The organism is Polaribacter sp. HA6-7, assembly GCF_055693625.1.
The window spans coordinates 455,988-481,291 of sequence record NZ_CM146338.1 but is presented as its reverse complement, the minus strand read 5'-3'; the positions used below and the strand labels follow the sequence as shown (position 1 = coordinate 481,291).

At 30.5% G+C, this 25,304-nt stretch carries 17 protein-coding genes, 6 pseudogenes and 1 riboswitch; of the genes and pseudogenes, 6 read left to right on the top strand and 17 right to left on the bottom strand.

Annotated features, from left to right (window positions below; all coding sequences use genetic code 11):
* Positions 1-4 precede the first annotated feature (4 nt).
* From ACZ1HD_RS02690 to ACZ1HD_RS02640, 11 genes and pseudogenes are all read right to left on the bottom strand, one after another.
* Positions 5-2,107, bottom strand: a complete 2,103-nt coding sequence (locus ACZ1HD_RS02690; RefSeq protein ID WP_472688582.1) for a HEPN domain-containing protein — start codon at positions 2,105-2,107, stop codon at positions 5-7.
* 145 nt (positions 2,108-2,252) lie between these two features.
* Positions 2,253-3,499 (bottom strand): annotated as a pseudogene (locus tag ACZ1HD_RS02685) (sulfate adenylyltransferase subunit 1).
* Between the two features lie 115 nt (positions 3,500-3,614).
* A pseudogene (cysD, locus tag ACZ1HD_RS02680) lies at positions 3,615-4,518 on the bottom strand (sulfate adenylyltransferase subunit CysD).
* 11 nt (positions 4,519-4,529) lie between these two features.
* Positions 4,530-5,156, bottom strand: coding sequence for a phosphoadenosine phosphosulfate reductase domain-containing protein (locus ACZ1HD_RS02675; RefSeq protein ID WP_472688581.1), 627 nt, complete (start codon positions 5,154-5,156; stop codon positions 4,530-4,532).
* Positions 5,144-5,407: a DUF2061 domain-containing protein gene (locus ACZ1HD_RS02670; protein ID WP_077811080.1), complete on the bottom strand. Its 264-nt coding sequence runs from the start codon at positions 5,405-5,407 to the stop codon at positions 5,144-5,146. The genes ACZ1HD_RS02675 and ACZ1HD_RS02670 overlap by 13 nt, the downstream gene beginning before the upstream one ends.
* Before the next feature lie 209 nt (positions 5,408-5,616).
* Positions 5,617-6,031, bottom strand: a pseudogene (locus tag ACZ1HD_RS02665) (RrF2 family transcriptional regulator).
* A gap of 29 nt (positions 6,032-6,060) precedes the next feature.
* Entirely contained in the window at positions 6,061-6,846 is a 786-nt protein-coding gene (locus ACZ1HD_RS02660; protein ID WP_472689253.1) for a polysaccharide lyase family 7 protein, read from the bottom strand.
* Between the two features lie 95 nt (positions 6,847-6,941).
* Positions 6,942-7,247 (bottom strand): BACON domain-containing protein, encoded by a 306-nt coding sequence (locus ACZ1HD_RS02655; RefSeq protein ID WP_472688580.1) that lies wholly within the window; start codon positions 7,245-7,247, stop codon positions 6,942-6,944.
* 58 nt (positions 7,248-7,305) lie between these two features.
* Complete coding sequence (locus ACZ1HD_RS02650; RefSeq protein WP_340935171.1) at positions 7,306-8,475, bottom strand: O-succinylhomoserine sulfhydrylase; 1,170 nt, start codon at positions 8,473-8,475, stop codon at positions 7,306-7,308.
* 46 nt (positions 8,476-8,521) lie between these two features.
* Positions 8,522-11,923, bottom strand: a complete 3,402-nt coding sequence (gene thrA, locus ACZ1HD_RS02645; RefSeq protein ID WP_472688579.1) for a bifunctional aspartate kinase/homoserine dehydrogenase I — start codon at positions 11,921-11,923, stop codon at positions 8,522-8,524.
* A gap of 11 nt (positions 11,924-11,934) precedes the next feature.
* Positions 11,935-13,206, bottom strand: a pseudogene (locus ACZ1HD_RS02640) (O-acetylhomoserine aminocarboxypropyltransferase/cysteine synthase family protein).
* A gap of 124 nt (positions 13,207-13,330) precedes the next feature.
* A riboswitch (SAM riboswitch) is annotated at positions 13,331-13,441 on the bottom strand.
* Positions 13,442-13,804: 363 nt separating this feature from the next.
* Here ACZ1HD_RS02640 and metK point away from each other — a divergent pair.
* From metK to ACZ1HD_RS02615, 5 genes and pseudogenes are all read left to right on the top strand, one after another.
* Positions 13,805-15,061 (top strand): methionine adenosyltransferase, encoded by a 1,257-nt coding sequence (gene metK, locus ACZ1HD_RS02635; RefSeq protein ID WP_079738107.1) that lies wholly within the window; start codon positions 13,805-13,807, stop codon positions 15,059-15,061.
* Between the two features lie 149 nt (positions 15,062-15,210).
* A pseudogene (locus ACZ1HD_RS02630) lies at positions 15,211-17,694 on the top strand (zinc-dependent metalloprotease).
* A 180-nt stretch (positions 17,695-17,874) separates the two neighbouring features.
* On the top strand, positions 17,875-18,270 hold the full coding sequence (locus ACZ1HD_RS02625; RefSeq protein WP_472689441.1) for a carboxypeptidase-like regulatory domain-containing protein: 396 nt from the start codon (positions 17,875-17,877) through the stop codon (positions 18,268-18,270).
* Between the two features lie 794 nt (positions 18,271-19,064).
* Positions 19,065-19,349: a hypothetical protein gene (locus ACZ1HD_RS02620; RefSeq protein WP_472688578.1), complete on the top strand. Its 285-nt coding sequence runs from the start codon at positions 19,065-19,067 to the stop codon at positions 19,347-19,349.
* A gap of 67 nt (positions 19,350-19,416) precedes the next feature.
* Positions 19,417-20,370: a tRNA-dihydrouridine synthase family protein gene (locus ACZ1HD_RS02615; RefSeq protein WP_472688577.1), complete on the top strand. Its 954-nt coding sequence runs from the start codon at positions 19,417-19,419 to the stop codon at positions 20,368-20,370.
* Positions 20,371-20,377: 7 nt separating this feature from the next.
* On the opposite strand, the gene ACZ1HD_RS02610 is transcribed toward ACZ1HD_RS02615, so the two are convergent.
* Together ACZ1HD_RS02610 and ACZ1HD_RS02605 are read right to left on the bottom strand one after the other, a co-directional pair.
* Positions 20,378-21,532: a mechanosensitive ion channel family protein gene (locus tag ACZ1HD_RS02610; RefSeq protein ID WP_472688576.1), complete on the bottom strand. Its 1,155-nt coding sequence runs from the start codon at positions 21,530-21,532 to the stop codon at positions 20,378-20,380.
* The gene (locus tag ACZ1HD_RS02605; protein WP_472688575.1) at positions 21,520-22,005 is read right to left on the bottom strand and encodes a hypothetical protein; all 486 of its coding nucleotides are present in this window, start codon (positions 22,003-22,005) and stop codon (positions 21,520-21,522) included. The genes ACZ1HD_RS02610 and ACZ1HD_RS02605 overlap by 13 nt, the downstream gene beginning before the upstream one ends.
* A 298-nt stretch (positions 22,006-22,303) precedes the next feature.
* Here ACZ1HD_RS02605 and ACZ1HD_RS02600 point away from each other — a divergent pair, with 298 nt between their 5' ends.
* Complete coding sequence (locus ACZ1HD_RS02600; protein WP_472688574.1) at positions 22,304-22,693, top strand: hypothetical protein; 390 nt, start codon at positions 22,304-22,306, stop codon at positions 22,691-22,693.
* A 232-nt stretch (positions 22,694-22,925) separates the two neighbouring features.
* Here the strand turns inward: ACZ1HD_RS02600 and ACZ1HD_RS02595 are convergent, their stop codons facing one another.
* From ACZ1HD_RS02595 to ACZ1HD_RS02580, 4 genes and pseudogenes are all read right to left on the bottom strand, one after another.
* Complete coding sequence (locus ACZ1HD_RS02595; RefSeq protein WP_472688573.1) at positions 22,926-23,441, bottom strand: gamma carbonic anhydrase family protein; 516 nt, start codon at positions 23,439-23,441, stop codon at positions 22,926-22,928.
* 6 nt (positions 23,442-23,447) lie between these two features.
* Positions 23,448-23,798 carry a LysM peptidoglycan-binding domain-containing protein gene (locus ACZ1HD_RS02590; RefSeq protein ID WP_472689440.1) on the bottom strand — a complete coding sequence of 117 codons (351 nt, stop codon included), beginning with the start codon at positions 23,796-23,798 and terminating at the stop codon, positions 23,448-23,450.
* Positions 23,799-23,805: 7 nt separating this feature from the next.
* Complete coding sequence (locus ACZ1HD_RS02585; protein ID WP_472688572.1) at positions 23,806-24,297, bottom strand: glucosaminidase domain-containing protein; 492 nt, start codon at positions 24,295-24,297, stop codon at positions 23,806-23,808.
* Positions 24,297-25,234: pseudogene (locus ACZ1HD_RS02580) on the bottom strand (1-aminocyclopropane-1-carboxylate deaminase/D-cysteine desulfhydrase). Before ACZ1HD_RS02580 ends, ACZ1HD_RS02585 begins: the two are co-directional and overlap by 1 nt.
* Positions 25,235-25,304 lie beyond the last annotated feature (70 nt).

Below are 25,304 nucleotides of genomic sequence, written 5' to 3'. Positions count from 1 at the left end.
CATTTTAACTTACACTTTCAGCTAAATTATTAGATAAAACTCTAAATTCTTTAACTTTTTTCAATAAAATTTCAGAATCATTGATATATTGCAAACAAAACTCTTTAGATGGTGCATTTTTATTAATTTGATAAATTAACTCACTAAAAGATGTGTTTAACTCAATTTTACCGGACCCCACAAACAACTCATCAAACTGCTTTATAATTCCTGCGTGGGTGTTGGTCTTTTTACTTTCTGCCAATAACATTGCTTTAGCAGTATTTACTAAAGATTGATATGCATAATATATGGCCCCGTAATAAATCTCGTTTTTATAAGATTCTTTAGCATTTTCAATTTTCTCTTCACTTTCTAAAAATAAAGTAGCTATTAAATCGATAACAACACCAGCACACTCACCTATACCAATTGCTTTTACATATTTTTCTTCTTCACCCCAATCGATAAAATCTTCTTGGGTTAAATTGGTAACATCTTGTAAATCATGTAAAAAATTATAAAAATACTTTTCTCCTTTTTCTTTGTAATAATCTACAAATTGTTTTCCGTTGGCATTTGCTTCAAAATCATTTAAAATTCTGCGCAACGCTTCCGGACCTCTTCTACTTGGTACTTTTACAACTTTGTCGGCAAAAAGAGCATTTCCGTCACCTAAATTACCTCCTCCTAGAAGAACTTGTAACGCTGGTGCTATTAATTTATCTTTTGTTCTTACAGTCATTCCTTGAAAACCAATGTTTGCCATATTATGCTGCCCACAAGCATTCATACATCCACTAATTTTAATTACTAAATCTTGGTTTTCTAAATACTGAGGATATTCTGCAGTAATTACTCTTTCTAATTCTTTAGAAATCCCTGTACTACTTGCAATCCCTAAATTACAAGTATCTGTACCAGGACAAGCCGTAATATCTACTGCTTTGTTATAACCTGCTTCTGCAAAACCTAATTTTTCTAATTCTTGATAGAAAAAAGGCACTAATTCTTCTTTTACAAACGGAATTACAATATTCTGACGTAAAGTTAATCGGACTTCGCTAGCGGCATAATTATCTACTAAATCTGCTAATAAACGTGCTTTATCTGTATAAAAGTCACCTAATAAAACTTTAATTCCTATTGCTACAAATCCTTTTTGTTTTTGCGGAATTAAGTTTGTCGTTTTCCATAACTCAAATGCTTCTTCGTTTTTAATTTTAACCTGAGGAACATCAACAGAAACAGGAGTTGAAGCAACATAAGCATCAGCATTTACAGCAACAGTTTTAAACTCTATTGCTTCTTGTTCTTTGGCTATTAATTCCCTAAAAGCCTCCAAACCAATATCTTTTAATAAAAATTTCATTCTTGCTTTGGCTCTACTTTTACGTTCGCCATAACGATCAAAAACTCTTAAAACACCTTCCATTACAGGTATAATTTTATCTGATGGTAAAAACTCATATAAAACATCTGCGTGTCTAGGTTGCGAACCTAAACCACCAGCAACCATTACTTTAAAACCTCTAATACCGTTTTGAATCTTAGCAATAAACCCTAAATCGTGCATATAAGACAAACCAGTATCTTCATCCGTAGAAGAAAAAGAAACCTTAAATTTACGTCCCATTTCTTGACAAATTGGATTTCGTAAAAAGAATTTATAAAGAGCGTCTGCATAAGGCGATACATCAAAAGGCTCGTTTACATCTATTCCTGCAGTTTCTGATGCAGTTACATTTCTAACAACATTACCACAGGCCTCTCTTAAAGTTACATCATCTCTTTCTAATTCTGCCCACAATTCTGGTGTTCTGTCTAAATCTACATAGTGAATTTGTATATCTTGACGGGTAGTAATATGTAATCTACCTCTTGAATATTCATCAGAAACAGCTGCAATTCTATTTAATTGATTTGTTTTAAGTTTACCATAAGGCACCTTAATACGAATCATTTGAACACCTTGCTGTCTTTGGCCATAAACACCTCTAGCTAATCGAAGACTTCTAAATTTTTCTTCATCTATTTGTAGATTTTTGAATGCAGCAATCTTATCTGCTAATTCTATAATATCTTTTTCTACAATCGGATTTTCTATTTCTGTTTCAAAACTTCTCATAATATGCCCAAACTAACCTCTTATTTAAGAGAGGAACTCTTACTTGGGTGTAAGAATTTTATTTATAATTTCTTTTTTACCTATAGGATTAGTAGGTTTATAAATTCACGAATACTACTTTATTTTTTAAATAAATTAAAAACTTTTATTTTATGAATCCGACACCAACTGTGTTGTTGGTTTTAGGGTTAATCAAAATAAATGAACCATTTGATTTGTTATCTTTAAAAGAATCGAATGTTAATGGTTTGCTTAATTTTAAGTGAATATCTCCTATTTGATTTAGTTCTAATTCTGAAGGATTTTCTTCTATACCAGAAAAATCGGTTTTAATGATACTTGATAATTGAGTTATTTTTGCCTGAGCATCATTTACACCATGTTTAATATAATATTTTTGTGATGGTTGTAAAGATTCTTTATCCATCCAACAAACAGTAGCTTCTAAATGTTTTGAAATTTTTGGTTCTTCTTTCGATTTCACCAACATATCTCCTCTACTTACATTAACATTGTCTTCTAAAGTTAGTGTTACAGAACTTCCTCTTTTGCTAATTGATATTCTGTATCAAAAAAATTAATTGATTTAATTTTTGATTTTGTTTGAGAAGGTAAAACAGTAATTTCATCTCCAACTTCTAAATCTCCACCATAAATTTTACCTGCATATCCTCTAAAATCGTGGTACTCTTCGGTTTTAGGTCTGATGACAGTTTGAACCGGAAAACGAGTTTGAGAATCATCATTAATAGCAGAAGCATCTAAATTTTCTAAATGATGCATTAAAGTTTCTCCTTTATACCAAGGCATATTATCAGATTTATCAACAACATTATCTCCTTTTAATGCTGATAAAGGAATGAACGTTAAATTCTGACCTTTGTACTCGCTTTTACTTGCTAAATACTCAATTTCACCTTTTATTATGTTGTATTTTTCTTCAGAAAAATCAACTAAATCCATTTTATTAACAGCAATTACAACATCTTTAATCCTTAATAAATTATTGATAAAAAAATGTCTATATGTTTGTTCTACAACTCCGTTTCTAGCATCAATTAAAACGATAGAAGCTTGTGCTGTAGAAGCACCAGTAACCATATTTCTTGTGTATTCTATATGACCTGGCGTATCTGCAATAATGAAACTTTTACTTGGTGTAGAAAAATAAATATGTGCAACATCTATTGTAATACCTTGTTCGCGTTCTGCAACCAAACCATCTGTAGCTAAAGAAAAATCTAAATAATCAAAACCTCTTTGTCTACTTTTTTCTTCTATAGCTTCTAACTTATCATCTGTTAATGATTTTGTATCGTATAAAATTCTACCAATTAAGGTACTTTTACCATCATCTACACTTCCTGCTGTTGCTATTTTTAGTACTTTCATTTTTTATCAGCTCTTTGCTATTCGCTTTTGGCTTTTAGCTTATTTTGTATTCTTTTTATTTTTGTGCTAATGACTAAAGCCAAAAGCTAAAGACTTAAATTTTCTGAAGAAAATTTTAGAAATATCCTTGTTGTTTTCTTTTTCCATTGCCGCCTCAGAACGTTTATCATCAATTCTTGCTCCTCTTTCTGATATCGAGGAATCTCGAATTTCTTCTACCACCTTTTCTATATCTACGGCATCAGATAAAACAGCAGCGGTACAACTCATATCGCCTACGGTTCTAAAACGAACCATTTTCTCTATAACTTCCTCTTCTTCATCTCTGTAAACTACCTCATCATCCGCAGACCAAATCATGCCATCTCTCACAAAAATTTTTCTTTTATGAGCGAAATATATAGACGGAATTTCAATTTTTTCTTCTTTTATGTACGACCAAACGTCAAGCTCTGTCCAGTTTGATATCGGAAACACACGTACATTTTGCCCTAAATCAATACGTCCGTTTAGCATATCGAAAACTTCTGGACGTTGATTTTTCTCATCCCATTGCCCAAAATCATCTCTTACAGAAAAGATTCTTTCTTTAGCTCTTGCTTTTTCTTCATCTCTTCTTGCACCACCAATACATGCGTCAAAACCAAACTCTTCGATAGCGTCTAACAAAGTTTCTGTTTGTAACATGTTTCTACTTGCGTATCTACCGGATTCTTCTTTAACACGACCAGAATCTATGTTATCTTGTACATTTCTAACAATTAATTCTACGCCCAACTCTTTAGCTAAACGATCTCTAAACTCTATAGTTTCGGGGAAATTGTGCCCTGTATCTATGTGCATTAAAGGAAAAGGAATTTTTGCAGGATAAAATGCTTTTTGCGCTAAACGCACTAAAGTTATACTGTCTTTTCCGCCGAAAAAAGTAACACTGGTTTTTCGAACTGCGCAACTACTTCTCTAAATATATATATTGCTTCACTTTCTAAAGCATCTACTTGTATTGTTCTTTGATTCATAATCATCTCTTTTAGATATGCAAACCACATTCTCTATTACTTTCTACTTTTGTTGGATCGAAATATGTGAACTCGTTTGGTAAGTTTTTTTCGATTAAATAAGCATCTAATTCTTTGTCTGTGCTATTGTAAAACGGACTGACTTTTAAAATACCATCTTTACTTACAGATACAACATCTATACTATCTCTAAATGCAGTTTGTCCTTTTCTTAAATTTGTAAACCAAACATCTGGTTGATGTTCTTGCATAGCTCTTGTAAAAGGCTCTAACTTAACTTGCTTTGTAAACTCTGCATGTTTTGGATCTTCGATTGACGGAACACCTAACACAACATTTCTATGAGCAACTGTTTGCTTAGGTGTGTATAATTGAATGTTTAAATTCAATTTTTCAATCAATTCTTCTGCGTGTCTGTATGTTTGTACTGTGTTATAACCTGTATCGCACCAAATTACTTTAATGTCTTTTTTTACTTCTGTTACCGCATTTAAAATAACAACTTCGTAAGGCCTAAAATTTGTAGTAATTACTGCATTTTTAGCGATTGAAATTGCCCAAGCAATTATTTCTTTTGGGCTTTTGTTTTTTAATTCAGTATTTATTTTATCTAAATCTAGGTTCATTATTTTCCCCATTTTATTTTGTTCCAAATTCTTTCGTGAAAAAAGTATAATATTAACTTCGTTACAAAGTCTACAGATGCAATAGAAGTTGCCAAACCTATTTTACCAGTTAAAAAATAAGACACAACCAAAGTATCTAAAGTACCTATAAGTCTCCAGCTTAAAGCTTTTATTACACTTCGTAAAGGTTTTTCAGACGTTTTATCTTCTGTAAAACCTCTACTTTGTGTTTTTTTACTAAAAATGATTTGATTTAAAATCATAGTTATTAATTAATTCAATTACCTACTAGTTTAGTAGGACAATGCAAACCTACGGTAATTTTTATTAGTTTAACAAGGATTCTTGTCAATTTTCATTTAAACCCTATAGATTTAGTAGATTAATAAAAATAATAAATAAATTTTGCGAATCTTAAACCTAAAACGACTTAAGACCAACAATTATTTACCAATAAAATTGAAATATTATTTTAGCACTTACAGAGATCTGCTAATGAAGTATTTCTAAAAATATCTAGCGTATTATCTCTCACCTTAATCATTAAACGATGCACAGAACATGCATTTTCATCTCGGGCAATCATCACATTTTTCGTAAAAGTTTAAACTTACGCAAGGCACCATAGATATTGGCCCTTCTAAAATACGCATAACAGTTGTCATTGGAATATCCGAAGGACTTTTAAGTAAATAATAACCACCGCCTTTTCCTTTTTTAGAACCTAAAATTCCGTTTTTACGAAGTGTTAACAAAATAGTTTCTAAAAATTTTAGGGAAATATTTTCGCTCTTAGAAATTGTAGCAATTGCAACAGGATTTTTATTTTCTTGTTTTGCTAAATAAGTAAGCGCTTTTATTCCGTATTTTGTCTTTTTTGAAAGCATTAATTTACTAGATTTTTAATAAATATGTACTATTTAGTTGTGTGGCTTTTATCTAAATTATAGAAAGTAGCTTGTGCAAAATCTGTAGCATCGCCAGAGTTATTTAAATGGTAAACACCTGCTTTAAAATACATGTACTGCCCACCAACATTATAACCGCTATTAACCATATCTACAGTTTTAGACACATCATCTTTACCGTCTCTACTAATAGTTATTGTTAAATTATCTCCAACAACTTTTATCGAATAAGTAAACTTTTCATTCAGTGCAATTCCGTCTGTTGGATTGGAAGCACTACTGCTTCTTGAACCAATTAACTCGTACCATTGCTCGCTACCATTACCGTCTGTTGGTTCGTGTGCAAAATAAATAGAACCTAAAGCATTGTCTTTTAATTTTCTATAGTAAATTCTTACAGGCTCATCATCATTTGCATGAATTTGACCAATTACTAACCTACCAACATGACTACTATTACCTGTAGTAGTAACATTATTAATAGCAAGTGTTGCATTCATTTCTCCGTCGAAACCAGCTGCTGCATTTAAATCCGCAGAAGGGGCAGTACCAAAAACCCAATTATTTTTATTTACACCTTTAGTACTAATACTTGTATTTGTACCGCGTAACATTTCTCTTAACTCAACTCTGGTGTAACTTGTGTTTGCAGAAGTTTTAAAACCATCTACAGGACATTTAAAAACCATTCCACCATCATCCGAAGTATAAAAATATTTATTATTTTGATATTTATTATTTAATTCGCTTACAGTAATTGTAGTTGCTGTACCGTTTCCGTTATTTTCTCGGATACTTAAATTCCAAGTTGATAAATCAAAGTTTTCTGATGGTGCTTTCGTAACATTTTCTCTAGCCGCTTGCTTTACCTCTATTGTTTCTGATAAACTTAAACCGAAACTTGTATCGTTCCTGTTCGGGCATTTAATGTTGTATTTTCTGAAACAGTAACATCAATTTTACCATTGTTAGAGCTAGAAGTTGGCGTAACAGAAATCCAATTTTGGTTTGCGGTCACACTCCAATCAATATTAGAAGAAATATTAACTGATTTTGTTTCTTCTTGAGCCGAAAATTCTGACAAAGAATTTACAGTTAATTTTTCTATAAAAATATCTTCTGTGGTTTCACTAGAACCACAACTTAAGATTAATGTTAGAAAGATAAAAGAAAAAATATTTTGTAATAATCGCATAAAATCTTTTGATTTAATAAACCTTAAAGGTAGTAAAAAGAATAATTAAATATTAATTTTATTGCAATGCTTGTTTTAAATCATCAATAATATCTTTAACATTTTCTAAACCTACAGAAACTCTAACCAAACCATCTGTAATGCCAACTTCTAAACGATCTTGTTCAGACAAACGACCATGTGTCGTAGAAGAAGGATGCGTAACAATGGTTCTAGTATCGCCCAAATTAGCAGATAAAGAACACATTTTAATTTTATTTAAAAAATTTCTTCCGGCTTCAATACCGCCTTTAATTTCAAAAGCAACAATATTACCGCCTAATTTCATTTGCTTTTTTGCAATTTCGTATTGTGGATGCGATTTTAAAAAAGGATATTTCACCAAAGTTACTTGTTCATTTTCTTCTAAAAACTGAGCAACTTTTAAAGCATTTTCTGCATGTTTTTCTACTCTAAGTGCTAAAGTTTCTAAACTTTTAGACAAAACCCAAGCGTTAAAAGGCGACATTGCTGGCCCTGTATTTCTAGCAAATAAATAGATTTCTCTAATTAAATCTTTACTACCAACAGTTACACCTCCTAAAACTCTACCTTGCCCATCCATTAATTTTGTAGCAGAATGAATAACCAAATCTGCACCAAATTTTATTGGTTGTTGCACGTAAGGCGTTGCAAAACAATTATCAACAATAAAAATTAAATTATGCTTTTTTGCAATTTTACCTATTAGTGCTAAATCTAAAATATCTACTGCCGGATTTGTTGGTGTTTCTATATAAAGAATTTTAGTGTTTTCTTTAATTAAACTTTCAACTAAATCTACTTCATCTACCTTAAAGTAAGAAGTTTCGATATTCCATTTTGGCAAATATTTTGTGAACATGCTATGCGTAGACCCAAAAACCGATCTACAAGACACAATATGATCGCCTGCGTTTAATAATGCCGCAAAACTTGAAAATATTGCAGACATACCAGTCGCAAATGCATAACCTGATTCTGCGCCTTCCATAGTAACCACTTTATCTACAAATTCTGTTGTGTTTGGGTTTGTAAACCTACTATACAGATTGCGTTGTTTTTCTTCGGAAAAAGAAGCTCTCATTTCTTCTGCATCATCAAAAACAAAACTCGATGTTAAATATAAAGGTGTAGAATGTTCTGAAAACTGACTTCTTTCTGTCTGATTTCTTATTGCTGATGTTTCAAAATGTTTGTTTTTACTCATTTTTATTTTTTATGATTCTGAAACAAGTTCAGAGTGACACTTAGTGTCAATTATTATGTTTTGCCAATCTTAAAATATCACCAAAAACGCCTCTTGCAGTAACGCTTGCTCCGGCTCCGGCACCTTGTATTACAATTGGTTGCTCGCCATATGATTCTGTATAAATTTCAAAAATAGCATCAGAACCTTTTAGAGATCCTAAGGGAGTAGATTTTTCTGTAGAAACTAACTTTACTTCTAAATTACCTTTTGATTTTGATAAATCTCCGCTTAATTCGCCAATATATCTTAAAACATGATTTGGTTTTTGATTTTCTTTTAAAGTCTGATATTCGGTATTTAATAATTCTAAATTTTCTAAAAAGCTTTCTGCTGAACCTTCTCTTAAATTCTCTGGAATTAAATTTTTGATAACAACTTCATCAAATTCATTTTCTAATTCTAATTCTCTTGCAAGTATCAATAATTTTCTAGCAACATCATTACCGCCTAAATCTTCTCTAGCATCTCGCTCTGTAAATCCTTTATCAATTGCTTCTTTTAAAACTTCAGAAAAAGAAACATTTTTATCAGAAAAATTATTAAATAAATAGCTTAAACTCCCGTAAAAAACACCTCTAATTCTAGTTATATTTTCTCCGGATTCATGTAATAATCTAATTGTATCTATCAAAGGTAAACCTGCACCAACATTGGTTTCGTATAAATATTGTTTTTTATATTCTTTTAATTTAGCTCTTATTTCTTTGTAAAAATCAAAAGATAAAGTATTTGCAATTTTGTTACAAGAAACTAAATCGAAACCGGCTTCTATTAAAGGTAAATAATTCGCTACAAAATTTACACTAGCAGTATTATCTACGGCTATTAAATTTTCGAAATGATGTGCTTTTGCAAAGGCAATAATATCATTAACGTTTACATTTTCTTCACCACTTTCTAAAAGATTCTCTTTCCAATTTTTAGAAACTCCATCTTTTTTTAACAGTACTTTTTTAGAGTTTGCTACAGCAAAAACATTCAATTGTAATTTTCTTCTTTCTAAAACAGACTGTGTATTTTCTATAATTTGGTCTATTAATGTACCACCAACTAAACCTTTACCAAAAACAGCAATATTAATTTTCTTAACAATACCAAAAACTTGCCCATGAATTACATTAACTGCCTTATGTAATTCTGATTTCTTAACAACCAAACTAACATTTTTACCTGTAACTGTATTGTTGAACAACAAAGGCACAATTTGATTTTTAATTAAAGCATTATAAGGATGATGAAACTCACTTAAATCTTGACCAATTATAGAAATTACTGCAACATCTTTAACAACAGAAATCTGATTTACATCTTGTGAATAAAAGTCGTTTTCGAACTCTTTTTCAAGGGCATTTATTGCTTCTTCAGATTCATTTTCTGCTATAATTAATCCGATTCCTCTTTCTGATGAACCTTGCGAAATAATACTAACACTTATATTTCTATCGCTTAAAGCTTTAAAAATTCTTGCATCTACACCAACTTTACCTAGCAAACCTCTACCTTCAAAATTTAACAAAGCAACATCATTAATTGTAGAAATCGATTTAATTCCTTTTGATGAAGATGCCGAAGTGATAAGCGTGCCTTTATCTTCTTCTTGAAAAGTATTTAAAATTCTAAGATTGATGTTTTTTTCTATAAGTGGTATAATCGTTTTAGCGTGCAAAATTGTTGCCCCAAAGTTTGCCAATTCATTTGCTTCAGAAAAAGACAACTGCTCTATCTTTTTAGCATCTGCAACCAAATCTGGGTTTGCCGTAAAAATTCCGCTCACGTGCGTGTAATTCTGCAACTCTTCTGCATCTAAATAATTGGCTAATAATGCTGCAGTATAATTGCTACCATTTCTACCCAATGTAGTTGTTTCTCCTTTTTTATTTGCAGCTACAAAACCACTTACAATATTTATTACGTTGTTATTTTTCTTAAAAAATGCTGTTACATTCTCTTTTGAAACTGCTGTTATTGGTTGTGCGTTTCCAAAATTTTCGTCTGTAATTATTAAAGATCTAGCGTCTATTGCATTTGCCGGCACACTAATTTGTTCTAGTAAACTTGCTACTAATTTTACAGACAATAATTCTCCTTGCGCTAAAACTTCATCTTTAATTTTACTACTGTAATCGCCTAATAAAGAAACCCCTTCAAACAAGGTTTCTAGTTTTGTAAATTCCGTTGTAAAATCAACTTTATTTGTTGGCGTTTGCTGATATTTTTTAAACTCTTCGAATTTAGATTTGTACTCTTGTTTAGCTGCAGCAGTATTTAAAATATCTTCTAAATTGTTAGTTGCATTGCCTCTTGCAGAAACTACAACCGTAATTTTTTTATTATCTTTATATTTTTTTGCAATAATACGTATCGCATTTTCTAAGCCTTTTCCGTTGGCTAAAGATTTCCCTCCAAACTTTAAAACTTTCATCTTCTTTTCTCTGTAATCTTTATTAAAAATAGGTGCAATAATTTTTTCTAATTGATCATATTCTATTAAAAAAGCATCATGACCATGCACCGAATTTATTTCGTTATAAGTAACATTGTCTTTTGTTAATGCTAACTTTTTATGTGTTTCTCTGTTTTCTTCCGCAGTAAAAAACAAATCAGAATCTACCCCAATAATATGAATGTTGGCTTCTATCTTATCTAAGATTTCTTCAGGTTTTAAACCTCCGTTGGTAACATCAATCGTTTTTAATAATTGATTCATTAATTTATAAGACGATAATTGGTAACGTTCTTGCAACTTTTTGCCATGATGTAACAACCAACTTTCTACATCAAAAATATCTGAATTCGCTTTTTTTGATCGATGAAAACGCTCTTTAAAACTTTCTGGCGTTCTATAACATAACATTGCATGCATTCGTGCATCATGCACAGGATTGCTAGAATTTACCAAAAATTGTTCTTGAATTTGGCAATTGGCTATTAACCAATCTGTAGATTTCCAATCTGTTGCTATTGGTAAAAAATGTTTTGTTAATTTTGTATTTAAGACCAACATTTCCCAAGCAATTCCGCCACCTAAAGAACCTCCTATCAAAGCAAATATTCTATCAATTTTTAATAGATTCAATCCTTCTAAAAAAATATTGGCAACATCTCTTGCTATAAAATCTTTATAATTTTCAATTAAAAAACTATCAAAACCATTGCCTGGTATATTAAAAGACAAAATGGTATAAACCTCTGTGTTTATTGCTTTATCTAAACCTACAATATCTTGCCACCAACCGTCTTTTCCGGCAACATTAGAATTACCTGTTAATGCATGATTGATTAAAACCACAGGAGCCGACCCTAATTCTTTACCAAAAACTTGATAACTCAAGTTTAATTCAGGAATTTTTACACCAGCTTCTGTGGTAAAATTTTTTATTTTGATATGTTTTAGTAATTCTTTCAAGTAAAATCGGTTTATATTTCTGAAAAAGCTGCCTTTAAATCTGCTTTTAAATCTTCTATATCTTCAATACCAACAGACAAACGAATTAAATCTTGCGATACACCTGCACTTTCCTGTGCCGTTTCATCTAATTGTTGATGTGTTGTACTAGACGGATGAATAATCAACGATTTTGTATCACCAATATTTGCCAACAAAGAGAAAACCTTTGTTTTATCTGCAATTGTTTTTGCCGCTTCAAAACCGCCTTTTGGCCCAAAAGTTACAATACCACTTTGCCCCTTTGGCAAATATTTATCAGCTAAATCTTTGTATTTACTACTTTCTAAACCAGGATAATTTACCCAAGCAACCTCTTCTTGTGCTTCTAACCACTTAGCTAATTCTAAAGCGTTTTTAGAGTGTTGCTGAATTCTAACCGGCAACGTCTCTAAACCTTGAATAATATTAAATGCGTTTGTAGGACTTAATGCGCCACCAAAATCACGCAGTCCTTCTAAAATCAATTTAAAAGTATAGGATGCAGCACCTAAAGCCTCGTGATATTTTAAACCATGATACCCAGCAGAAGGTTCTGTAAATTCGAAATTTACCATTTGCCCAATTAAAAGTTCCTGCATCTACAATTGCGCCTCCTAAAGAAGTTCCTTGTCCGCCAATATATTTTGTAAGTGAATGTATTACAATATTTGCACCATGTTTAATCGGATTTAATAATGCAGGTGTTGCTACCGTATTATCTACAATAAAAGGAACTTCTGCAGCTTTAGAATGTACAGCAATTGCTTCTAAATCTAAAACATCTAACTTCGGATTTCCTAAAGATTCTACAAAAAATGCTCTTGTATTTTCTTGTACAGCTTCTGCAAAATTATCAGGATTAGAAGCATCTACAAAAGTTGTAGTAATACCAAATCTTGGTAACGTAACGTTTAGTAGATTATACGTTCCGCCGTATAAACTGCTCGAAGCTACAATATGATCTCCTGCTTTTAAAAGCGTTAACAAACCTGTAGAAATTGCTGCCGTACCGAAGCAAAAACTACAGCTCCAATACCGCCTTCAACTGCGGCTAATCGATCTTGTAAAATTTGGTTTGTAGGGTTATTTAAACGCGTATAAATAAAACCTAATTCTTTAAGCGAAAATAAATTTGCTGCGTGTTCTGAATTGTCAAAAACATACGAAGATGTTTGATAAATAGGAACTGCTCTTGTTCCTCCGTTTTGTGTTACGTCATGCCCTGCATGTAATGCGTTTGTTGCTAATTTTTGAGTACTCATTTTTCTATTTTTTTGAGTTAATAAATGATTAAAACAAAAGTTGAATGCATCAATTTATTATTGATGTACTTACTAGAAAAATGTTATTAAGAAAATAGAAGTTTCCGAACAGGAAAATTCTTTTTTGTTATCTATCCAAATACAAAATATTTAGGTAGAATGTAGCACCTTCTTTATTTCTAAAGGGTTGCTAAGGCTTCATCGGGTCTAATCCCTTCACCTTTCTTGATAACATTTCAATAAGTTATTGAACTTTGTGAGTACAAATATATGTTCAGAAAAATTTAATATCCTAATAAAATCGTAACTATTTTTTTACGGCTACAAATTTCACATTTTATTATACTAAGTTTTAATTATTCCTTAAAAACAGCGTTTTAAAACTCTTAAAATTGATTTATTGATGATGCTATCATAAATAATTATGATAAAAAAGTGTGGCTTTTAATTTTATAGTGTACTTTTGCAGTCGAATTAAGAGGAAAAATTTGAACTGATTGCAACCTCAATAAAAAAATGCTAAAGCAGTAATTATCTACTTCTTTTAGCGACTATGCAATCAATTTTAATTTCCTACAACATTTAAAAGAAGAATATTATGTCATATTTATTTACCTCAGAAAGTGTTTCTGAAGGACATCCTGATAAAGTAGCAGATCAAATTTCTGATGCTTTAATAGATAATTTTTTAGCCTTTGATAAAACAAGTAAAGTAGCTTGCGAAACATTAGTTACAACTGGGCAAGTTGTATTGGCTGGAGAAGTAAAATCTAAAACTTATTTAGATGTACAGCAAATTGCAAGAGATGTAATTAATAAAATTGGTTATACAAAAGGAGAATATATGTTCGACGGAAATTCTTGCGGTGTTTTATCTGCAATTCACGAACAATCGCCAGATATTAACCAAGGTGTTGATAGAGCAAAACCAGAAGAACAAGGTGCTGGAGACCAAGGAATGATGTTTGGTTATGCTACAGATGAGACAGAAAACTACATGCCTTTGGCTTTAGAATTGTCTCACAGGCTTTTAATTGAATTAGCAGCTTTAAGAAGAGAAAACAAAGACATTACTTACTTAAGACCGGATGCTAAATCTCAAGTAACTATAGAGTATTCTGATGATAATGTTCCGCAAAGAATTGATGCGATTGTAATTTCTACTCAACATGACGATTTTGACAAGTCTGATGATGTTATGTTAGCAAAAATTAAAAAAGATATCGTTGAAATTTTAATTCCTAGAGTTGTAGCAAAATTACCTGCTCATATTCAAAAATTATTTACAGATAATATTACGTATCACATCAACCCAACAGGCGTTTTTGTTATTGGTGGACCTCATGGAGATACAGGTTTAACTGGTAGAAAAATTATTGTTGATACTTACGGTGGTAAAGGTGCACACGGTGGTGGTGCTTTCTCCGGAAAAGATCCTTCTAAAGTAGACAGATCTGGAGCTTATGCAACTAGACATATTGCAAAAAATTTAGTTGCTGCCGGTTTATGTAAAGAAGTTTTAGTACAAGTTTCTTATGCAATTGGTGTTGCAAAACCTACAAGTATTAACGTAGAAACTTATGGTACAGCAACTGTTGGTTTATCCGACGGAGAAATCAGTAAAAAAGTAGAAGAAATTTTTGACATGCGTCCTTATTTTATAGAACAACGTTTAAAATTAAGAACGCCAATTTACTCTGAAACTGCTGCATATGGCCACATGGGTAGAACTCCAGAAATTAAAACAGTAACTTTTTCTAATCCAATGGGAGAAACTGTTTCTGAAGAAGTAGAAACTTTTACTTGGGAAAAATTAGATTATGTAGACAAAGTAAAAGCGGCATTTAATCTATAAAATTATACAAACTTTTAAAAGCCTTTAGATATATCTAAAGGCTTTTTTTATGCTCAAAATTTAACAGTAAGCAGGTTTTCTCTTTAACAATTTTTTAAGAAGTCTTAACTTTTTGTTTACGTAACTTCGAAAGTTATAATATTAATCAAATATATCATGACAAAAAAATACTTACTAGGCTGCTTTTAGTAGCTTTCGTATTTGGTTTTTCTACTGAATCTTCTGCTCAATTTTGGAAGAAAAAGAAAAAGAAGCACCGAAAACTGTAGCAAAACCGAAACCTAAACCTAAAAAAGGTGGAATTCAGCCTTATAGTAAGGTAGTAACAAAAGAACACAAAACAGACGAAGGTTTGTTTAAAGTGCACCAAAAAGATAATTCTTATTTATTTGAAATACCAGATTCTCTTTTAAGAAGAGAAATGTTAATGGTAACAAGAATTGCTAAAACTGCCAGCGGTATTGGTTTTGGTGGTGGTAAAACAAACACACAAGTTTTACGTTGGGAGAAAAAAACAAACAAATCTTATTAAGAGTTGTTTCGCATAGCGTTGTTGCAGATACTTTGTTACCTGTGCACGAAGCGGTAGTAAACTCTAACTTAGAACCAATTTTATTTTCCTTCCCTATCAAAGCATTTAGTAAAGATTCTACTGCAACTGTTATAGATGCAACTTCTTTATTTTCTACAGATGTAAAACCATTAGGTTTCCCTAATTTTTACAGAAGAGCTTACCAAGCTACTAGAATGGACAAGACTCGTTCTTATATAGATAGAGTAAGTAGTTACCCAAGAAACATAGAAGTAAGACATGTAAAAACTTACTTTGCAAACAAAGCACCATCTAATAGTGCGGTTGGTTCTATTACTTTAGAAATGAGTAATTCTATGGTTTTATTACCAAAAGTACCAATGAAACGTAGATATTTTGACGAACGTGTTGGTTGGTTTGCTAGAGGTCAAACAGATTATGGTTTAAAAGATCAAAAAAGTAAAACGGTTAGATATTTAGATAGATATCGTTTAGAAGTTAAAGATGAAGATATTGAGAAATTTAAAAGAGGAGAATTAGTAGAGCCTAAAAAACAAATTGTTTATTACGTAGATAGAGCAACTCCTAAAGAATGGGTACCATATATTATACAAGGTGTTAACGACTGGCAAGTAGCTTTTGAAGCAGCTGGTTTTAAAAATGCTATTGTTGGTAAAATGGCACCAACTAAAGAAGAAGATCCAGAGTATAGCCCGGAAGATGTGCGTTATTCTGTAATTAGATATTTAGCATCTCCGATTCCTAATGCAAACGGACCTCACGTAAGTGACCCAAGATCTGGAGAGATTTTAGAATCTGATATTAACTGGTATCATAATGTAATGACTTTATTACACAACTGGTTTTTTGTACAAACAGCTGCAATTAACGAAGACGCAAGAAGCAATAACTTTAAGACAGAAACTATGGGACGTTTAATTCGTTTTGTTTCTTCTCACGAATTAGGTCATACTTTAGGTTTACCTCATAACATGGGAAGTTCTGTAGCTTATCCTGTAGACTCTTTACGTTCTGCAACTTTTACAAAAAAATATGGTACTGCCCCATCTATTATGGATTATGCTCGTTTTAACTATGTTGCACAACCAGAAGATAAAGGTGTTGCTTTAATGCCGGACATTGGTCCTTATGATAAATACTCTATCAATTGGGGTTATAGACCAATTTTAGACAAGACTGCCGAAGAAGAAAAAGAAACTTTAGATAAGTGGATTTTAGATAAAGCAGACAACCCAATGTATCATTTTGGTCGTCAGCAATTTGGCGTTGTAGATCCAAGTGCACAAACTGAAGATTTAGGAGACGACGCTATTAAGGCGAGTGATTATGGTATTAAAAATTTAAAAGAATTTTACCTAGATTAGAAGAGTGGACTACAGAAAAAGGACAGACTTATGATGAAATGGCTACAATGTATGGTCAAGTTATTGGTCAGTTTGGTAGATACATGGGACATGTTTCTTCTAATGTTGGTGGTATTTACGAAAACTATAAAACTGCAGATCAAGAAGGTGCTGTTTACACACATGTAGACAAAGCACATCAAAAAGCAGCTTTAAAATTTGTAATCAATCAATTATTTAAAACCCCTACTTGGATGTTAGACAAAGACCTTTTCTCTAAAACACAATCTAGTGGTGCTTTAGAAAGAGTTAGATCTTTACAAGTAAGAACTTTAAATAGTCTTTTAAGTGCAGATAGAATGGCACGTATGATAGAAAATGAAACTTTAAATGGCGCTAAAGCTTACAATTTAGTTTCTATGTTTTCTGATGTAAGAAAAGGTATTTGGTCTGAATTATATAGCGGTAGAACTATAGATACATATAGAAGAAATCTTCAAAAAGCACATGTAGAGCGTTTAGACTTTTTATTAAACGATGCTAAAAACCAAAGAGGACGTTTTGGAACACCTTCTGTAAATGTTGGTCAGTCTGATATTAAATCTTTTGCAAGAGGAGAATTAACTAGATTAAAAAGAGATGTTAGAAATGCAGCTTCAAGAGCTTCTAACACAACTTCTCGTTACCACTTACAAGATGTTTTAGCTAGAATTGAAGTAGCTTTAGATCCAAAGTAAGAAAAAAATTAATGTTCATTTAAAAAACCACGCCCAATTTTGGCGTGGTTTTTGCTTTTTAAATCGAAAAAATAACATGAAAAAAATTACCTTTTTATTTTTTCTTATCTCGTTTGTAAACTTTTCGCAAGAAAAAATATCTTTTAAAGTTTTAGATAAACAAACTAAAAAACCCGTTGTATATGCAACGGTTATGTTAAAAAAATAAAAAGAGGCACGCATGCAGATGTAAATGGTAAATTTCAAATTCCAAGAAAATATAAATCAAACGGAATTATAAGAATTTCTTCTATCGGTTATAAAACCAAAGAAATTAAATTATCAGCATTAAAAAATAAAAAAGAACATATTGTCTATTTAACTGTTTATAATAACAGTCTTAACGAGGTAGTAATTTCAACATCAATAAAGAAAAGAAAGAAAAAACTTTTAGGTGTACAAATTGTTAGAAAAGCAATAGAAAACATCTTAAATAATTACCCTACAGAACCACATTCTTATATTGGTTATTACAGAGATTACCAACAACCAGTTGGAGATTCTTATCAGAAAAAAATAATTATAAAGAAAAAATAGATTACATAAATGTTAACGAAGCAATAATTGAAACTTTTGACAATGGTTTTAAAACTGATAAATTAAAGAGTAAAAAAATCAATCTTTATTATATAATTACATTGAAAACGATAAATTTATTAAAGATTCTACACTTACAATACCTTATGATAATGCTGATAAGAAATTTTCAGAAAGCGTATATATTAGTCCGTTAGGTGGTAATGAATTAAATATTTTATCCTTAACAAACACAATTAGAAATTACAATAAAATGTCTTTTTCTTTTAGCAATACATTTAACAAGCATTTTATTAGAAATCATAAATTTAAACTCAAAAAAATTATTTATTCTGATAAATCACCTTTGTACGAAGTAACTTTTAACTCGATTAAGGGAAAAACTAGTTATGAATATGCTGCTTACGGAACCATTTATATTTCTAAACAAGATTTTGCAATTCATAAATTAAACTACAATTTGTATTACAGATTCAAAAAAATCCGCAGTACTCTGTTACCATAGCATACAAACCTATTAAAGACAAAATGTATTTGAACTACATTACTTTTAATAATTTTTTTGAAGCAACAAATGGTAACTATTTTAAAATTGATAAAACAACATTTAACAAAAAAATAAAACTTTTAAGGTTTCTTTTAACAGACCAATCAATTTAAGAAGTATAACACCAATAAGGTCTAGGTTTAAAATTTATTATAAAAATGAAAAATTAAAAGTTAAAGATGTACAAGCTAGTATAGAAAATTCAAGAACTCTAACTATTCATATTGATAAAGAATCAATAGAAAAAATGGATTTAAATAATAGCGATACTGATAGCAACTATGCAAACAATTTTGTTTTTGATATTACAAATATAAAAGACATCGGAGGCTTTAAAATTAATGAAAGAGCAAGTTTAAAGCTAAACCAATATAGAGAATTTTTTGTACAAGAAGTCTTCGAGCATAAACTTTTACCCGTACAAAAAGAGTTTGTAAACAAGAGTTTACCTTTGTCTAAATCTAAAATAACAGATTTAAAATTAGAGAATGATTATTGGATTAATACACCTTTAAAATCTTCTAAAAATTAATAGATTCGATATTTATATTTAGTATTTGCTTTAAAAAGTATTCTATATTTGCAGCTCAATATTTGTCATGAGTCAAACATTACTTTCTTCTCCTTTACAAGGTTTTACAGATTATAAATTTAGAAATGCTTTCAATCATTTTTTTGGCGGAATCGATACGTTCTACGCTCCTTATATTCGATTAAACGGTAAACTTGTTATTAAAAATTCTTACAAGCGAGATATTGAATTGGCAAATAATACAACGCTAGAAGTTATTCCACAAATTATTACAAATGATGTTGATGAGTTTTTATTTGTTGCAAAATATATAAGAGAATTAGGCTACAAAGAATTAAACTGGAATCTTGGTTGCCCTTATCCAATGGTTACCAAACGCGGTATGGGTTCAGGTTTAATTGCAGATCCGGAAAAAATAAATAATATTCTTCATAAAGTTCATAATGAATCTGATGTTTTGGTTTCGATGAAAATGAGAATGGGTTATGAAAATCCTGAAGAAATTTTAAAAACTTTACCTGTTTTAGACAAGTATCCTCTTAAAAACATTGCAATTCATGCAAGAATTGGAAAACAGTTGTATAAAGGCGGAACAGATTTAGATTCTTTTCAGAAATGTATCGACAATACAAATCACAAATTATATTATAATGGCGATGTTACCTCTGTAAATGCCTTTAAAAAGCTACAAGAAAGATTCCCTACAATAGATCATTGGATGATTGGTAGAGGCTTAATTGCTGACCCTTTTTTACCTAATATGATTAAGAAAGATACTTTAGAATATCCAAAAAATAGATTTGATATTTTTAATGAATTTCACGATCGAATTTTTACTGAATATGATGCAGCTTTATCAGGACCAACTCCCATTAAAATGAAGATGCTTGGTTTACAGGAATATTTTTCTAAAAGTTTTTCAAATCCGCAAAAAACCTATAAAAAAATTAAAAAAGCTCAAAACGTAAAAAAATACGAAATTGCAGTTAGAGAAATTTTTAAAGAAGCTAAAAACGGTTAGTTAAAAATTAATCTTCTTTAGGGTTTTCTTTATTAAATTCTTCTAAAACTTTTGTAATTGCAGTATCTATTCTACCTGCATCCGTGTTATATTTAGGATTTAAACCTTGTTTCTCTGGAAAATGCTCTATAGTAACTGTTGTAGACGGAAAAGCAAAATCTACTCCTAATTCTTTTGCCAACTTTACTATTGCAATATGCAATCGATGTTTAGAAGATTGCTCTACACCCCAAGCCAAACTTTTAAAGTATACATTTACCATTACCAACAATGCCGAATCTCCAAAACCAGTAAATTCTACATTATAAGAATCAGATCTTGTTTCGGATGCGCAATAATTATTTCTCTTACGCCTTTTACAAACGCCTCGATTAATTACTGGCGGAGTATCATAGCGCAAACCTAAATTTGTGTTATAACGTCTAAACAAACGTAAACCTTTGTTATTTATAACAATTTCTGATAGTTTACTATTGGGTATTTGGTAGACAGATGTATCTGCTGCACGTACACTTGTAGATCTAAAACCTACTTTTTCTACAGTACCAACAACTTCTCCGGCTTCAATCCAATCTTCTATATGAAACGGTTTGTCTAAAAAAATCATAATTGTACCAATTAGATTTTTTACTGTGTCTTGAGACGCCAAAGCAACAGCCAAACCACCAATAGTAGCACCTGCTAAAATTGTTGTAGTATCTACACCAAATAAAGCTACTAACCTTAAAATACCAATAAATATAACCAAGCCAACAAAGAAGTTGTGCAATATTGGTGATAATTGATCGTCTAATCGGTTATGTGTTTTTTCTGTAAAAACACTGTAAAACTTCATTAAAACATGAACTAAGTTTATTAAAACGTATGTCCAAAAAACAACCTTAGCAATATCTATAAACAAGAAAACCCATTTATTAATTTCTAAACTAAAGTATAACGAAGGAAAAACACTATCTAAAAAACTAATAGCAATTAATAAACTAATTGGTCTTGCCAATTTTTTTAAAGATTGATCAAAAGTAATATCAGTAGTTTTCGTAATTTTTTGCTGTATTTTATTTAAAATTACAAACGTTAATTTTGTAAAAACAAAAAAGATAAGTACGGTTAATACCATAAAAATAAGCACAGAAAATAATTGCCAATATTCTATGGCCCACAATTTTTTATGTCCAAATTCGGAATAAAATCTTGAATCTTTTGAACATACCAAGGAAAAACAGCATTGTATAAACTATCTATTTTAGCAACCGTTTCAGAAGAATAATACCATTTGTTTTCTATTTTTTCTACAGATATTTCCGGCATTCGCTGCGGAAAAGGTGTATATTTTCCATAAGAAGAATATCGAACAGTATCTTTATAGTTGGCATTTTTTGGTACTTTATTAAAATCTACATAAAGACCTTTACCGTCTAAAACCTTTTTAATTCTTACAACTTTTTTTATCGCTTCTTTTTCCGGTAAACCTAAAATTGTCTTAGCAGATTTTTTAGGTTGATAAGAATCTGATTGTAAAAAATATAAATGCGTATACAAAGTAGCATTAGGGTTACTTAAATCTACTCTTACAGAATCTTTTTGAGCGTTTATTGTAAATGATACTAAAAATAATAACCAAAATATTTTACGCATAGAAATAATAATTTTGAAAAATTTAATTACAAATTTAAACCTTTTGACTTTTTTACAGTCAAAGAAGTATAAATATTAAAAAAATAAACCATTTACAACAATAATAAAGCTTAACAGTTGCTAATTTTTTGGGTTGATTAATTAGTATATTGTAATACTCGAATTCTTAATTGAATTCGAGTTTTTTTTGCTTTAAACACAAACCTTAAAATACTGTTAATTAGAAATATAAATTAAACCTTTTCAATTTTGCACAGTCTTAAAAGTATAAAATTAAAATAATTAAAAAGATAAAAACATGAAAAAATTAGCAAGCATTTTAGTATTCGTATTCGCATTTACAGTAAGTACGCAAGCCCAAAGAGGTAAAACTGATAAACGTGCAAGATTAACAACAGAACAACAAACAGAATTAACTGTTAAAAAAATGACCCTAGCTTTAGATTTATCTAGAAAGCAACAAAATCAAATTAAGCCTTTAATTTCTAATCAAATTGCAGAAAGAAAAGCCGAGATGGAAAAGAGAAAGAAAGCTAGAAAAGATAAAAAAAGACCTACTTCTGATGAAGTTTTTGCAATGCAAAATAAAAGATTAGACGCTCAAATAGCAATGAGAAATAGCATGAAAGATATTTTAAACGACGAACAGTTTAAAAAATTTGAAAAAATGCACAAAAAAGAGCTATGAAAGGTGAAAAAATGGCGAAAAGAAAAGGGATGAAAAACCGTAAAGAAGGTAGAAGAGTTAGAAAATAAATATTTGAATTAGTTGATTAATAAAAAGACCAATTTCTGTTAAGAAATTGGTCTTTTTTAATTTAAAAATCTTGGGATTGCGTTAGGGATTGAAATGGCATCCTTTTTTGAGGAACGAAAAAAAGATATAATGTAAAGCCCGACCTTGTGTAACGCCAAAAAAATTACTCTTTAAACCAGCTAGAATAGGTAACGTAGTTGTCTGCAATTCTGTTTATTTCACGAGAAATTAATTCTTCTGAAATATCTTTCACTTTTTTAGCAGGTACGCCCGCGTAAATACTACCACTTTCTACTATTGTGTTTTTTGTAACCACAGCGCCTGCAACAATTATAGAATTAGATTCTACTACGCAATCATCCATAATTATACTTCCCATACCAACCAAAACATTGTCTTTAATTGTGCAACCGTGCACAATTGCATTATGTCCAATAGATACGTTATTGCCAATAGTTGTTGGCGATTTTTGATACGTTGCATGTATTACAGCACCATCTTGAATATTTACTTTATTGCCAATTTTTATAAAGTGTACATCGCCACGAATTACCGCATTATACCAAATTGAACATTCTTTACCTAAAGATACTTCGCCCAAAACTGTTGCATTTTCTGCTATAAAACAATCTGATGGAATTTGTGGATGTTTACCTCTTACTGGTTTTATTATTGCCATATTTTTTTACTTTTTTACCAACAATTTTTGTCCTACAGAAATAATATTACTGTCTAAATTGTTAATTGCTTTTAAGTTGGCTACAGATATATTAAATTTTCTAGAAATAGAATACAAAGTATCTCCTTTTTTTACTTTATAAAAACTGCTTTTAACCTTTGGTATAACTATTGGTTTTTCTAACTTTTCTCCTTCATTCAGGTTTTTTACTTTTTCAACAAAATTTCCTTTCTTAATTTTGTCAAACTCATAAAGTTGATAGTCTTTAATTATTTTTATAAGCTTAACAGGATATTTTCTATCTGTTGCATACCCTGCTTTTCTTAAGCCATAAGCCCATTTTTTATAGTTTTTAATATTGTAATTAAATAAAAAAGCATATCGACTTCTTTGTGTTAAAAAAGTGAATGGTCGTTATAAGAAGTTTCGGATAAACGTATTTTCTAAAACACTCTCCTTTTTCATCATCATCATGATAGACTCTTTCACCTTTCCAGGCAGTATGACATTTAATTCCGAAATGATTATTAGACTTTAAAGCCAACTCACTTTTACCTTTACTAGATTCTAAAATTCCTTGAGCTAAAGTTATACTTGCCGGAATTTTATATTCGTGCATTTCTTTTACTGCAATTGGCGCATATTTTCTAATATAAGAAAGCGTTTCTTTATTTAATCTAGGATTATTTTTGTTTAGTTTTTTTGTTAATTCTACTTCATTAACAGATGGCAAATCTATAGGTGCTGGCTCTACAATTACCACACCCGGATTTTTCTTGTTTACGACCTTTTTCTTAGCTCCACAGCTACATAAAATCAATAAAAAAACACAACTAAAAATAATTTTTAACTTCATTACACATTTATAATTTGTAGATTCTTTTTAACTAAGTTTGCGTTAAAACCATCAATTCCTTGTATACCACCAGTATGAATTGCTAAAATTTTAGTGCCTTGTTCAAAAGTATCTTTTTTAATTAAATCTAAAATACCAAACAACATTTTACCTGTATAAACTGGGTCTAATAAAACACCTGTTTTTTCTTTAAATGTATTGATAAACTCTATCAACTCATCATTAAATTTTGCATAACCACCAAAATGATACTTTTTTTGCAAGCTCCAATTGTCTTTACGAATGGTATATTTTTTAATTTCTTCGGATAAAAAAGCACCTTTTAAAGCAGGAAAACCAATAACTTTTTGATGTTTTTCTAAAGATTTTATAATTCCAGAAATAGTACCTCCAGTACCAACAGCAGCACAAATATAATCGAATTTAGAATCTTGTTCTGTTAAAATTTCTTGGCAACCATCTACTGCCAAACCGTTGGTCCCTCCTTCAGGAATCATATAAAAATCTCCCCATTTATTTTTCATCTTTTCTATAAAACCAAAAGACGTTTTTTGCCTGTACAATTCTCTTGACACAAAATGAAATTTCATTCCATTTTCTGCTGCTTTTCTTAAAGTTGGATTTCCTTCTAAAGTTTCTTTAATATTTTTACCTAACTCGTCTCCTCTAATTACAGCAAACGTTTTTAAACCTGCTAACTTACCCGCTACAGCAGTTGCAGCGATGTGGTTAGAGTATGCGCCACCAAATGTTAAGACAGATTTTTTCTTTAACTTAATTGCTTCTTCAATATTATATTTTAGTTTTCTAAACTTGTTACGTAAACAAACGGGTGTATTAAATCTTCTCTTTTAATAAAAAGTTCTACATTTTTTTCTTTTAATAGAGAGAGTTCTATTTGTTCGTTTTTTGATACAATTGTTGCGTTTAAATCCATGGGCATTTATTCTTGCGACTACAAGAATTTTTAAAATTTTAGTATTTAGTTTAAGTTTCCTGATTAAAAT

Bases quoted from the DNA above. Each gene is read 5' to 3' on its own strand.
- ACZ1HD_RS02600 (WP_472688574.1), top strand. From the start codon at position 22,304: ATGAAAAAATTAGCAAGCATTTTAGTATTCGTATTCGCATTTACAGTA.
- ACZ1HD_RS02595 (WP_472688573.1), bottom strand. From the start codon at position 23,441: ATGGCAATAATAAAACCAGTAAGAGGTAAACATCCACAAATTCCATCA.
- ACZ1HD_RS02650 (WP_340935171.1), bottom strand. From the start codon at position 8,475: ATGAGTAAAAACAAACATTTTGAAACATCAGCAATAAGAAATCAGACA.
- ACZ1HD_RS02670 (WP_077811080.1), bottom strand. From the start codon at position 5,407: ATGATTTTAAATCAAATCATTTTTAGTAAAAAAACACAAAGTAGAGGT.
- ACZ1HD_RS02675 (WP_472688581.1), bottom strand. From the start codon at position 5,156: ATGGGGAAAATAATGAACCTAGATTTAGATAAAATAAATACTGAATTA.
- ACZ1HD_RS02615 (WP_472688577.1), top strand. From the start codon at position 19,417: ATGAGTCAAACATTACTTTCTTCTCCTTTACAAGGTTTTACAGATTAT.
- metK (WP_079738107.1), top strand. From the start codon at position 13,805: ATGTCATATTTATTTACCTCAGAAAGTGTTTCTGAAGGACATCCTGAT.
- ACZ1HD_RS02655 (WP_472688580.1), bottom strand. From the start codon at position 7,247: ATGCGATTATTACAAAATATTTTTTCTTTTATCTTTCTAACATTAATC.
- ACZ1HD_RS02620 (WP_472688578.1), top strand. From the start codon at position 19,065: ATGGATTTAAATAATAGCGATACTGATAGCAACTATGCAAACAATTTT.
- ACZ1HD_RS02690 (WP_472688582.1), bottom strand. From the start codon at position 2,107: ATGAGAAGTTTTGAAACAGAAATAGAAAATCCGATTGTAGAAAAAGAT.
- ACZ1HD_RS02585 (WP_472688572.1), bottom strand. From the start codon at position 24,297: ATGAAGTTAAAAATTATTTTTAGTTGTGTTTTTTTATTGATTTTATGT.
- ACZ1HD_RS02605 (WP_472688575.1), bottom strand. From the start codon at position 22,005: ATGCGTAAAATATTTTGGTTATTATTTTTAGTATCATTTACAATAAAC.